The following is an 11,967-nucleotide window of genomic DNA, read 5'->3' as shown; positions in this document are numbered from 1 at the left end:
CCGGCCCGAGCGGATCGGGGTCCACCTGTCGGAGGAGTTCCAGCTCCACCCGGAGCAGTCCACCGACGCGATCGTCATCCACCACCCCGAAGCGAAGTATTTCAACGCACGCTGAGGCAGTTGGACGTACACTAGTCGGTCCCATACAGGCCGGTCGCCTGTTCCCCGGGGGTAGCCCTGCGCGGGAAGAGGCGACCGGCCTTCTCGTCCCTTCCGCGAGGTGTGCGCATGACCAGTACCGTTCCCGTCTCCATCGCCCGTACGGCCGACGGATCGGCCCTGCAGGCGGTGCTGCTCGACATGGACGGGACGCTGGTCGACACCGAGGGCTTCTGGTGGGACGCCGAAGTGGACGTCTTCGCCGAACTGGGCCACCGGCTGGAGGAGTCCTGGCGGGACGTCGTCGTCGGCGGGCCGATGAGCCGGAGCCTGGGCTTCCTGATCGAGGCCACCGGGGTGGTCGTCGACCTGGCCGAACTGAGCGTCCTGCTCAACGAGCGCTTCGAGGCCCGGATCGCCGAGCAGGTGCCGCTCATGCCGGGCGCCGAGCGGCTCCTGTCCGAGCTGGCCCGGCACAACGTGCCCACGGCCCTCGTCTCCGCCTCCCACCGGCGGGTCATCGACCGGATCCTGCGCTCCCTCGGCCCCGAGCGCTTCGCCATGACCGTGGCCGGCGACGAGGTGCCGCGCACCAAGCCGCACCCGGACCCCTACCTGCTGGCCGCCCGCACCCTCGGCGCCCACCCCTCGCGCTGCGCCGTCATCGAGGACACCGCCACCGGCGTCGCGGCCGCGGAGGCGGCCGGCTGCCGCGTCGTCGCCGTCCCCTCGGTCGGCCTCATCGCCCCCGCCCCCGGGCGTACCGTGGTCCGCTCCCTGGAGGACGTGGACCTGGCCTTCCTGCAGGCCCTCATCACCCCGATGAACTGACCCGCGCACGCTCCGTTCCGGGCGGGCCGGACCCGGCACCACCGGCCCCCCGGAACGATCTTTCGTTCCATGGCCGGGCGGCCGGAATCCCATCCTTTCCGTGGCACCCGGGCCGGGTGACCTTCGTCACCCGAAACGCCCCCGACCGACCTGTCCCGGGGCTCGGCAAGGTTCCCTTGTGTCCGGATTGGTGATCTCCTGACCCCATCTGGGACGCCCCCGGCACTGACAGGCAGTCCGCTCCCATCACCGTGCGATTACACCCCAAGTCCTGCCAGTTCAAGCCATCCCCTCATAGCCCACTAATGTCGACGCGGGCACTCCGCCACACCGCAGCACTCCCGGACGCATACCCCTGTGTCGGGATTGTGTGGACCGATCGTCATAAAACCGGCCCGATCGTTCCGCCCTGAACGGGCGACCGTCGCGAGGTGCCCTTTACGCCGCTTTGAACAAGTGCCGGTCAAGGGAGTACTTCCAGCATGAACCGCAAGACCCTGGTGCTGACGGCCGCGGCCGGACTGCTCACCCCCACGCTCGCCGCCTGCGGCAGCGCCACGGGCGGAGGAGCAGGAACCGGAGCGATCGTCGTCGGCACCACCGACCGGTACGAGGCGGCCGACTACGCCCCCGCACCGTTCGACCCGGCGTACGCCTACGACGCCAGCACCTGGAACGTCCTGCGGCAGACCGTCCAGACCCTGATGCACACCCCCCGCGGCGGCGGCCAGCCCGTCCCCGAAGCGGCCTCCGACTGCCGCTTCACCGACACCGGCAACGAGAGCTACCGCTGCACCCTGCGTCCCGGCCTGAAGTTCGCCGACGGCGAGCCCCTCACGGCCAAGGACGTCAAGTTCTCCATCGACCGCGTCCGCGCGATCAACGCCGAGAACGGCCCCTCCTCGCTGCTGTCCACCATCGACACCGTCGAGGTCAAGAGCGCCGACACGGTCGTGTTCCACCTGAACGCCCCCGACGCGACCTTCCCGCACAAGCTCTCCACGCCCGCCGCCGGCATCATCAGCGAGAAGAACTACGACGCCAAGAAGCTGCGCGGCGGCTTCGCCGTCGACGGCTCCGGCCCGTACACGATGAAGGCCGAGGTCAAGGGCGACCACCTGGTCCGCGCCGTGTTCACCAAGAACCCGAACTACAAGGGCGACCTCAAGCTGCAGAACGACAAGGTCGAACTGCGCACCTTCGACGACTCCACGGCCATGGGCAAGGCGCTCACCGACGGGCGCATCCACATGATCTCGCGCACCCTGTCGCCCGCCCAGATCACCGAGTTCGCCGCGAACCCGCCCAAGGGCGTCAAGCTGACCCAGATGCCCGGCCTGGAGATCCGCTACATCGGCTTCAACACCGAGGCCCCGGCCGTCAAGGACAAGGCCGTACGGCAGGCCCTCGCCGCCGCCGTCGACCGCAACGCCGTCATCTCCAAGGTCTACGGCAAGTCCGCCCAGCCGCTGTACTCCCTGGTCCCCTCATCCGTCGCCGGCCACGTCAACTCGTTCCGCAACAAGTACGGTGAGGCCAACACCGCCAAGGCCGCCGCCCTGCTCAAGGACGCCGGCATCAAGACCCCGGTCAAGCTGACGCTGAACTACACCAAGGACCACTACGGCGACGGCACGGCCAGCGAGTTCGAGGCCCTGAAGAACCAGCTGAACTCCACCCAGCTGTTCGACATCACCGTCCAGGGCTCCGACTGGAACGACTTCCGCCCCGCGCAGAAGAAGGGCGACTACGCCGCCTACGGGCTCGGCTGGTTCCCCGACTACGCGGACCCCGACAACTTCCTCGCCCCCTTCCTGGGCGAGGACAACTTCCTGGGCACGCCGTACGCCAACAGCACGGTGCGCACCAAGCTCATCCCCGAGTCCCGCAAGGCCGTCGACCGCAACGTCGCCGGCCCCGCGATCTCGGAGATGCAGGACATCGTCGCCGAGGACGTGCCCGTCCTGCCCCTGTGGCAGGGCAAGCAGTACGTCGCCGCGCGCGACGGGATCACCGGAGTGGAGTGGTCGGTCAACGCCATCTCCGACCTCCAGCTGTGGGAACTCGGCCGCGGTGTCAGCGGCTGACGAGCACAGCAACCGGCGGCGGGTGTCGCAGGCCGGCGCAACGATTCAGCAAGAAGGACGTTCGTGCGATGAGACGTAACCAGTGGTTGGCAGCCCCGCTCGGCGCAGCCACCGCCGCCGCGCTGCTCAGCGGTTGCGGTTCGACCGATGGCCCCGCCGCCGAGGGCGGCAAGGGCGTGGTCATGGGCATATCCGACAAGGTGAAGTCCACCGACCCCGCCTCCGGTTACGACCCGGGCTCCTGGCTGCTCTTCAACAACGTCTTCCAGTCGCTGCTGAGCTTCCCCAAGGGCGGCACGACTCCGGAGCCCGACGCCGCCCAGGCCTGCAACTTCGAGGGCGGCGACAGCAAGGTGTTCAAGTGCACCCTGCGCGCCGGCCTGAAGTTCAGCAACGGCCACGCCCTCACCTCGAAGGACGTCAAGTTCTCCTTCGAGCGCACGCTGAAGATCAACGACCCGAACGGCCCCGCCGTCATGCTGTCGTCGATCGCCGGCATCGACACCCCCGACGACAAGACCGTCGTCTTCCGCCTCAAGACCTCCGACGCGACCTTCCCCAGCAAGATCGCCTCGGGTGCGGGCTCCATCGTCGACAGCAGCGAGTACCCGGCCGACAAGCTCCGCACGGACAACAAGGCCATCGGCTCCGGCGTCTACAAGCTCGACTCCATGAACGAGAAGAGCGCCAACTTCTCGGTCAACGAGGCCTACACCGGTAAGGCCAAGGCCAAGAACACCGGCGTCACGCTGAAGTTCTTCAACCACGACCAGGCCGCCCTGAAGAAGGTCCTGGAGAGCGGCGACGTCGACTTCGCCTTCCGCGGCCTCGCCGCCAAGGACATCGCCAGCCTGTCCTCCACCAAGACCGGCAACAACAACGTCGAGGTCGTCCAGGGCACCGGCGCCGAGGTCCAGCACCTCGTCTTCAACATGAAGGACGAGGTCGTCGGCAAGCTCCCCGTCCGCAAGGCCATCGCCTACCTCGTCGACCGCGAAGCGCTCGTCAAGGACGTCTACGAGGGCACCGCCACCTCGCTGTACTCGGTCATCCCGGCCGGCATCGGCTCCCACACCACCGCCTTCTTCGACCGCTACGGCGGCAGCCCCCAGCCGAAGAAGGCCGAGGCCGTCCTGCGCGCCGCCGGCATCAAGGACAAGGTCAAGCTCAGCCTGTACTCGACGCCCGCCCGCTACGGTCCGGCCACCGACCAGGAAATGCAGCTGATCGCCAAGCAGCTCAACGACAGCGGCCTGTTCGACGCCGAGGTCAAGTCCGTCGACTACGACCAGTACGAGAAGGACATCGACGCCGGCAAGTACGGCGTGTACGTCCGCGGCTGGGTCCCCGACTACCCCGACGCCGACAACTTCACGCAGCCGTTCTTCGGACCGGACAGCGTGCTGCGCAACAACTACGACAACAAGGAGATCACCGGGACGATCATCCCGGCGACCGCCTCCAAGTCCGACCGCACCGCGGCCACCCCCGACTACACCCGCCTGCAGGACATCGTCGCCGACGAGATCCCGCTCCTGCCCCTGTGGCAGAGCAAGCAGTACGCGGTGACCCGCCAGAACGTCACCGGCCTGCAGTGGTCGCTCGACGCCTCCACCGTCTTCCGCTTCTGGGAGATCGCCAAGGGCTGACAGGCCCACGCACACGAAACCGGCCCGTGCCACCTCCCCCCGGAGGCGGCACGGGCCGGTTCCGTTCCGCACCGGGCACGCCGGCCCGCGGCACTACTGCGCAGCGCCCGGCCGCACCAGACCGCTCTCGTACGCGTACACCGCCGCCTGCACCCGGTCGCGCAACCCCAACTTCGTCAACACGTGCCCCACGTGCGTCTTCACCGTGGTCTCACTGACGAACAGGTCCGCCGCGATCTCCGCGTTCGACAACCCCCGCGCCACCAGCTTCAACACCTCGACCTCACGCTCCGTCAGCGAACCGAGCGTGTCCGGAACCCGCTCCTCACCCGACGGCAGGTGCTCCGCGTACTTGTCCAACAACCGCCGCGTGATGCTCGGCGCGAGCATCGCCTCACCACCCGCCACCACCCGGATCGCCTGCACCAACTCATGCGCCGGCGCATCCTTCAACAGGAAGCCGCTCGCCCCCGCACGCAGCGCCTGCACCACGTACTCGTCCAGATCGAACGTGGTCAGCACCAGCACCTTCGCCGGACCGTCCCGCCCCGGCCCGGTGATCTGCCGGGTCGCCTCCACCCCGTCCATCCGCGGCATCCGGATGTCCATCAGCACCACGTCCGGCTGCAACGCCCGCACCTGCTCCAGCGCCTGCACACCGTCCCCGGCCTCCCCGACCACCGCCAGGTCCTGTTCCGCCTCCAAGATCATCCGGAAGCCGGTGCGCAGCAACGGCTGGTCATCGACCAGGAGGACGCGGATCGCCACGGGGGACACCTCTGATTCGTAAGGCCACTCGGCAGGACGCCCCCATTCTGCCCTCATCGGATGATCAGGATTCCGCCGGACGCGCCCCACCGACCCCCTGGCGCGGCACCACCGGCAGCGGATACACCGGAGGAGTACCCCCGAACTCCGGACACACCGCCCGGTGATCACACCAACCGCACAACTTCGTCGGCCGCGGCCGCCAGTCACCCGTCGCCGTCGCCTCCTTGATCGCCTCCCACAGCGCCAGCAGCTTGCGCTCCACCCGCTCCAGGTCCGCCATCACCGGGTCGTACGTCAACACGTCACCACTGCCCAGATACACCAGCTGCAGCCGCCGCGGCACCACCCGCTTCAGCCGCCACACCACCAACGCGTAGAACTTCATCTGGAACAACGCACCCTCGGCGTACTCCGGCCGCGGTGCCTTGCCCGTCTTGTAGTCGACGATCCGCACCTCACCCGACGCCGCCACGTCCACCCGATCGATGATCCCCCGCAACCGCAGCCCCGACTCCAGCTCCGCCTCCACGAAGAACTCCCGCTCCACCGGCTCCAGCCGCGTCGGGTCCTCCAGCGTGAACCACCGCTCCACCAGCGCCTCGGCCTCCGACAACCAACGCGCCAGCCCCACCCCCTCGTCCCCATCCGGGAACAACTCCGACAGCTCCGGCTTCGCCTCCAGCAGCCGCTCCCACTGCCCCGGCACCAACGCCCTCGCCCGCACCGCCGTCCGCTCCTGCGCCGGATCGTCGAACAACCGCTCCAGCACCGCATGCACCAGCGTCCCCCGCGTTGCCGCCGCACTCGGCTTCTCCGGCAACCTGTCGATCACCCGAAACCGGTACAACAGCGGACACTGCATGAAATCACTCGCCCGCGAAGGCGACAGCGAAACGGGTACCGCCACGCCCGGTGCCACATCGGCATCCGAGGCGCCGGCAAGGGAACCGGGGCTCATCGTCATGCACAAAACCCTACGACCCGCCACGGACAGCCACGCGCATACCATCGACGCCGGGCCCCCTCGCACTGCATGATCGGAGCATCACACCGCGCTACCACGCAGCCCCGGCCCGACCCGCCGGACGGCCCGTGAACCACACTGGGAACACCACCGGCCCCACCCACGCCGGACAGCACCGAACGAAGGACAGCAGTGGCAGACACCGACGAGACCGGCCAGCGCCCGGGCAAACGCCCCGGACCGGGCGGCGGGATCCTCATGGGCCGCCCCTTCGGCGTGCCCGTCTACGTCTCGCCCAGCTGGTTCCTCGTCGCCGCCCTCATCACCTGGGTCTTCGGCGACCAGCTCGACCGCGTCCTCCCCGACCTCGGCCCCGCCCGCTACCTCGTCTCCCTCTTCTTCGCCGTCGCCTTCTACGCCTCCGTCCTCGTCCACGAGCTCGCCCACACCGTCGCCGCCCTCCGCTTCCGCCTCCCCGTACGGCGCATCCAGCTCCAGTTCTTCGGCGGCGTCTCCGAAATCGAGAAGGAATCCGAAACCCCCGGCCGCGAATTCGTCCTCGCCTTCGTCGGACCCCTCCTCTCCCTCCTCCTCGCCGGCGCCTTCTACCTCGGCATGAACGCCGTCGACCCCGCCACCGTCCCCGGCGTCATCCTCGCCGGCCTCATGATCTCCAACCTCCTCGTCGCCGCCTTCAACCTCCTCCCCGGCCTCCCCCTCGACGGCGGCCGCATGCTCCGCGCCGTCATCTGGGGCATCACCGGCAAACCCATGACCGGCACCATCGCCGCCGCCTGGGTCGGCCGCGCCCTCGCCATCGCCGTCCTCCTCGGCCTCCCCCTCATCACCCACACCGGACTCCTCGGCACCCCCGGCGACGAGATCGGCGGCATGAGCACCGTCATGGACGCCCTCCTCGCCGCCATCCTCGCCGCCATCATCTGGACCGGCGCCGGCAACAGCCTGCGCATGGCCCGCCTGCGCGAACACCTCCCCGAACTCCGCGCCCGCACCCTCACCCGCCGCGCCGTCCCCGTCGAGAACACCACACCCCTCTCCGAAGCCCTGCGCCGCGCCAACGCCTACGGCGCCCGCGCCATCGTCATCGTCGACGGCCACGGCGAACCCACCGCCATCGTCCGCGAAAGCGCCATCGCCTCCGTCCCCGAACACCGCCGCCCCTGGGTCGCCGTCAACACCCTCGCCCAAGACCTCACCGACGGCATGAAGGTTTCCGCGGAGCTCACCGGCGAAGAACTCCTCGACCACCTCCGCGCCACCCCCGCCACCGAATACCTCGTCCTCGAAAACAGCGGCCACGTCTACGGCGTCCTGTCCACCCTCGACGTCGAAAAGGCCTTCGTGAAGGCCATGGCACGGCCCCGCCCCTGAAGCCAATACACTGGTCACATGTCCGAACCGACCGGTGCCGCCCGCCGTCGCGGGCCCTTCAAGGTCGGGGACCAGGTCCAGCTCACCGACCCCAAGGGACGCCACTACACGTTCACGCTCGAAGCCGGGAAGAACTTCCACACCCACAAGGGTTCCTTCCCGCACGACGAGCTGATCGGCGCTCCCGAGGGCAGTGTTGTCCGAACCACGGGGAACGTCGCGTACCTCGCGCTGCGCCCCCTGCTCCCCGACTACGTCCTGTCCATGCCCCGCGGCGCCGCCGTGGTCTACCCCAAGGACGCGGGCCAGATCCTGGCCTTCGCCGACATCTTCCCCGGCGCACGCGTCGTGGAAGCGGGAGTGGGCTCCGGCTCCCTGAGCAGCTTCCTGCTGCGCGCCATCGGCGACCAGGGCATGCTCCACAGCTACGAGCGCCGCGCGGACTTCGCCCAGATCGCCCAGGAGAACGTCGAGCGCTACTTCGGCGGCCCCCACCCCGCATGGCAGCTCACCGTCGGAGACCTCCAGGACAACCTGTCCGACACCGACGTCGACCGCGTCATCCTCGACATGCTCGCCCCCTGGGAATGCCTGGAAGCCGTCTCCAAGGCCCTGGTCCCCGGCGGCATCCTGTGCTGCTACGTGGCCACCACCACCCAGCTGTCCAAGACCGTCGAGTCCATCCGCGAGATCGGCTGCTTCGCCGAACCGCAGCCCTGGGAATCGATGATCCGCAACTGGCACGTCGAGGGCCTCGCCGTCCGACCCGACCACCGGATGATCGGACACACCGGCTTCCTCGTCACCGCCCGCCGCCTCGCCGACGGCGTCGAGCCCCCGATGCGCCGCCGCCGCCCCGCCAAGGGCGCGTACGGCGAGGACTACGAAGGCCCGGGCAGCAGCCCGACCGCCTCCGGCGACCGCGGCTGACCAACGGCCCCGCCCACGCACAACACACAGGCGCTGCGGCGCAGTTCCCCCGCCATCCGCGGGAACTGCACCGCAGCGCCTTCACGTTGTCCGGGCACACGGGCAGCGGACCGCCGACCCACCCGTTCCACCCTCCTGTGAGGTGTGACACGATGCTGGCTCGCCGTCACCGTCACCGCCCGCACAGGAGACACCCCGCGTGCCGCACCGCACCGCCACGCCGGCCCCCACCCTCGACAACCCGGCCCACAGCACCACCAGGCCCCTCCACTGGCTCGCCACCGCCTGCGCCATGGCCGCTGTCATAGCCGGGGCGGGACTCCTCCAACCCGAGGCCACCGCCGCCAGCCCCGCACCCGCCGCACGACCCACCCCCGCACCCGCCCCCGACCCGGCCGCCGCCACCTGGCCCCTCGACTGCAAAGGCGCCCCCGTAGCCGTCACCGCCACCGCCCAGGGCGACCTCGACGGCGACCACCGCCCCGAGACCGTGGCCGCCGTCCGCTGCGACGCAGGATCCGGCACCCCGCCCCACGCCATCTACGTACTCGCCCAGAACCCCACCGACGGCGCCCCACCCCGCGTCGTCGCCACCCTCCTCGACACCACACGCCGACAGACCGCCACCGACCTCACGATCCGTGACGGCCTCATCACCGCACACCTCCTCGGCTACTCCTCACCCGAGGTCCCCCGCTACAGCCCCGACATCGAGCAACTCGCCAAGTGGCGCTGGAGCGGCGGAAAATTCCGCCAGGAGCTGACGCAGACATCCGCCGGGAGTGTTTGAACCATCACTCCGCGTCGGGACCGTAGACCTCGACCCCGTCCGCAACCCGCCGCACGTGGATGCAGTCACCCGGGCAGTCCTTCACCGAATCCACCACGTCCTGAAGCAGCGGCAACGGAACCCGGGTCGTCGCCCCCGGCTCCACCAGCAACTCGTCCTCGGCGCCCTTCACGTACGCCAGACCATCGATGTCCAGCTCAAACACCTCCGGCGCGTACTGCACGCAGATCCCGTCGCCGGTGCACAGGTCCTGATCGATCCAGACCTCCAGCGGCTCCCCGGCCTGCCCGCCGTCCGCAGCGCCCCCGCCGGTTGCCTCCTGCTGCACGGTCATATCTCCCGCCGTTCCTGCCCTGAATGATCCGATTCCCGCCATGTGCCGGCGGCAAGTCGCGTCCAGGCTGACGGGTGTTGAACTCCTCGACCTTACAACCGGCTGCTTTCCGATGTTGAAGGGTGGGTATTCCCCTGGCGTGAGGGAGTACGCAAGGGTGAAGATCGGACACACCTCTACCGTCTTTGTGATCTAGGGGTTTCAATCACCACCAGCCCAGGTAGGGTCAGGAAGCGTCCAGCTCCCCTTGGAGGAGGTGAGGACCGTGGCAGCCCACGACGACGACATCAACCGCGGCATCCGGCCGGGGCGGGGGTCCGAGGACCCCGCCGGCCAGGTTGCCTATCTCGAGCAGGAAATCGCCGTCCTGCGACGAAAGCTCGCCGACTCTCCGCGACACACGAGGATTCTCGAGGAGCGGATCGTCGAGCTCCAGACAAACCTGGCCGGCGTATCCGCACAAAACGAACGACTGGCAAATACGCTCCGTGAGGCACGCGACCAGATCGTCGCCCTCAAGGAGGAAGTCGACCGGCTCGCACAGCCGCCGGCCGGATTCGGAGTCTTCCTCCAGTCGAACGAGGACGGCACCGTCGACATCTTCACGGGGGGCCGCAAGCTCCGCGTGAACGTCAGCCCCAGCGTCGACCCGGACGAGCTCCGGCGCGGCCAGGAGGTCATGCTCAACGAGGCCCTCAACGTGGTCGAGGCCATGGAATTCGAGCGGGCCGGGGACATCGTCACCCTCAAGGAAATCCTCGAGGACGGCGAGCGCGCCCTGGTCATCGGGCACACCGACGAGGAACGGGTGGTCAGGCTCGCCGAGCCGCTGCTGGACGCCACCATCCGCCCCGGCGACGCCCTCCTGCTCGAACCCCGCTCCGGCTACGTCTACGAAGTGGTCCCCAAGAGCGAGGTCGAAGAACTCGTCCTCGAAGAGGTCCCGGACATCGACTACGACAAGATCGGCGGCCTGGGCGACCAGATCGAGCTGATCCGCGACGCCGTCGAGCTCCCCTACCTCTACCCGGACCTGTTCAAGGAACACGAACTGCGGCCCCCCAAGGGCATCCTGCTCTACGGCCCGCCCGGCTGCGGCAAGACGCTCATCGCCAAGGCCGTCGCCAACTCCCTTGCCAAGAAGGTCGCCGAGGTCACCGGCCAGCCCGCCGGGAAGTCCTACTTCCTGAACATCAAGGGCCCCGAACTCCTCAACAAGTACGTCGGCGAAACCGAACGCCACATCCGCCTCGTCTTCCAGCGCGCACGGGAGAAGGCCGGCGAGGGAACCCCCGTCATCGTCTTCTTCGACGAGATGGAATCCCTCTTCCGCACCCGAGGATCCGGCGTCAGCTCGGACGTGGAGAACACCATCGTCCCCCAGCTCCTCGCCGAGATCGACGGCGTGGAAGGCCTGGAGAACGTCATCGTCATCGGCGCCTCCAACCGCGAGGACATGATCGACCCCGCGATCCTCCGCCCCGGCCGCCTCGACGTGAAGATCAAGATCGAGCGCCCGGACGCCGAAGCCGCGAGGGACATCTTCGCCAAGTACCTCAAGGCCTCCCTCCCGCTCCACGCCGACGACCTGGCCGAGCACCAGGGCTCCTCCGAGGTCGCCGTCCACAGCATGATCCAGACCGTCGTCGAGCAGATGTACGCCGAAACCGAGGAGAACCGCTTCCTCGAGGTCACGTACGCCAACGGCGACAAGGAAGTCCTCTACTTCAAGGACTTCAACTCCGGCGCGATGATCCAGAACATCGTCGACCGGGCCAAGAAGATGGCCATCAAGGCCTTCCTCGAACACAACCAGAAGGGTCTGCGCGTCTCCCACCTCCTCCAGGCCTGCGTGGACGAGTTCAAGGAGAACGAAGACCTGCCCAACACCACCAACCCGGACGACTGGGCCCGCATCTCCGGAAAGAAGGGCGAGCGGATCGTCTTCATCCGCACCCTCGTCACCGGAAAGCAGGGCGCAGACACCGGACGCTCCATCGACACGGTGGCGAACACCGGCCAGTACCTCTGATCGGAGGCGGGGGGGGGGGGGGGGGGGGGGGGGGGGGGGGGGGGGGGGGGGGGGGGGGGGGGGGAAGCGGGGGGGGGGGGGGGGGGGG

Annotated in this window: 10 protein-coding genes; 7 read left to right on the top strand and 3 right to left on the bottom strand. The window is 68.8% G+C overall.

Annotation, left to right across the window (positions count from 1 at the left end):
- Nucleotides 1-228 precede the first annotated feature (228 nt).
- From ACZ4VL_RS39130 to ACZ4VL_RS39120, 3 genes are all read left to right on the top strand, one after another.
- Nucleotides 229-930 carry an HAD family hydrolase gene (locus ACZ4VL_RS39130; protein ID WP_468210314.1) on the top strand — a complete coding sequence of 234 codons (702 nt, stop codon included), beginning with the start codon at nt 229-231 and terminating at the stop codon, nt 928-930.
- A 482-nt stretch (nt 931-1,412) separates the two neighbouring features.
- Nucleotides 1,413-3,017: an ABC transporter substrate-binding protein gene (locus ACZ4VL_RS39125; protein ID WP_468210311.1), complete on the top strand. Its 1,605-nt coding sequence runs from the start codon at nt 1,413-1,415 to the stop codon at nt 3,015-3,017.
- 68 nt (nt 3,018-3,085) lie between these two features.
- Nucleotides 3,086-4,666, top strand: a complete 1,581-nt coding sequence (locus tag ACZ4VL_RS39120) for an ABC transporter substrate-binding protein (protein WP_468210308.1) — start codon at nt 3,086-3,088, stop codon at nt 4,664-4,666.
- Nucleotides 4,667-4,759: 93 nt separating this feature from the next.
- Here ACZ4VL_RS39120 and ACZ4VL_RS39115 read toward each other — a convergent pair whose 3' ends face one another.
- On the bottom strand, nt 4,760-5,434 hold the full coding sequence (locus tag ACZ4VL_RS39115; protein ID WP_361095993.1) for a response regulator transcription factor: 675 nt from the start codon (nt 5,432-5,434) through the stop codon (nt 4,760-4,762).
- A 64-nt stretch (nt 5,435-5,498) separates the two neighbouring features.
- Nucleotides 5,499-6,395, bottom strand: a complete 897-nt coding sequence (locus ACZ4VL_RS39110) for a RecB family exonuclease (RefSeq protein ID WP_468210319.1) — start codon at nt 6,393-6,395, stop codon at nt 5,499-5,501.
- Nucleotides 6,396-6,659: 264 nt separating this feature from the next.
- On the opposite strand from ACZ4VL_RS39110, the gene ACZ4VL_RS39105 reads away from it, so the two are divergent.
- The 3 genes from ACZ4VL_RS39105 (at nt 6,660) to ACZ4VL_RS39095 (ending at nt 9,513) form a co-directional block, all read left to right on the top strand.
- Nucleotides 6,660-7,793 (top strand): site-2 protease family protein, encoded by a 1,134-nt coding sequence (locus ACZ4VL_RS39105; protein WP_468210316.1) that lies wholly within the window; start codon nt 6,660-6,662, stop codon nt 7,791-7,793.
- 18 nt (nt 7,794-7,811) lie between these two features.
- A complete protein-coding gene (locus tag ACZ4VL_RS39100; RefSeq protein ID WP_361095999.1) occupies nt 7,812-8,723 on the top strand; it encodes a tRNA (adenine-N1)-methyltransferase in 912 nt (303 codons plus the stop codon).
- A gap of 199 nt (nt 8,724-8,922) precedes the next feature.
- Nucleotides 8,923-9,513 carry a hypothetical protein gene (locus ACZ4VL_RS39095; protein ID WP_468210304.1) on the top strand — a complete coding sequence of 197 codons (591 nt, stop codon included), beginning with the start codon at nt 8,923-8,925 and terminating at the stop codon, nt 9,511-9,513.
- A 4-nt stretch (nt 9,514-9,517) separates the two neighbouring features.
- Here the strand turns inward: ACZ4VL_RS39095 and ACZ4VL_RS39090 are convergent, their stop codons facing one another.
- Complete coding sequence (locus tag ACZ4VL_RS39090) at nt 9,518-9,847, bottom strand: ferredoxin (RefSeq protein ID WP_385836708.1); 330 nt, start codon at nt 9,845-9,847, stop codon at nt 9,518-9,520.
- Nucleotides 9,848-10,112: 265 nt separating this feature from the next.
- On the opposite strand from ACZ4VL_RS39090, the gene arc reads away from it, so the two are divergent.
- A complete protein-coding gene (arc, locus tag ACZ4VL_RS39085; RefSeq protein ID WP_468210301.1) occupies nt 10,113-11,879 on the top strand; it encodes a proteasome ATPase in 1,767 nt (588 codons plus the stop codon).
- Nucleotides 11,880-11,967 lie beyond the last annotated feature (88 nt).

This window comes from Streptomyces sp. NPDC029014, from assembly GCF_055564695.1.
Note: the sequence above shows the minus strand (reverse complement) of the source record. Positions and strands in the feature narration are given on the sequence as shown.

Coding starts and splice junctions, on each gene's coding strand:
- ACZ4VL_RS39130 (WP_468210314.1), top strand. CDS start 229: ATGACCAGTACCGTTCCCGTCTCCATCGCCCGTACGGCCGACGGATCG.
- ACZ4VL_RS39125 (WP_468210311.1), top strand. CDS start 1,413: ATGAACCGCAAGACCCTGGTGCTGACGGCCGCGGCCGGACTGCTCACC.
- ACZ4VL_RS39120 (WP_468210308.1), top strand. CDS start 3,086: ATGAGACGTAACCAGTGGTTGGCAGCCCCGCTCGGCGCAGCCACCGCC.
- ACZ4VL_RS39110 (WP_468210319.1), bottom strand. CDS start 6,395: ATGAGCCCCGGTTCCCTTGCCGGCGCCTCGGATGCCGATGTGGCACCG.
- ACZ4VL_RS39105 (WP_468210316.1), top strand. CDS start 6,660: ATGGGCCGCCCCTTCGGCGTGCCCGTCTACGTCTCGCCCAGCTGGTTC.
- ACZ4VL_RS39100 (WP_361095999.1), top strand. CDS start 7,812: ATGTCCGAACCGACCGGTGCCGCCCGCCGTCGCGGGCCCTTCAAGGTC.
- ACZ4VL_RS39090 (WP_385836708.1), bottom strand. CDS start 9,847: ATGACCGTGCAGCAGGAGGCAACCGGCGGGGGCGCTGCGGACGGCGGG.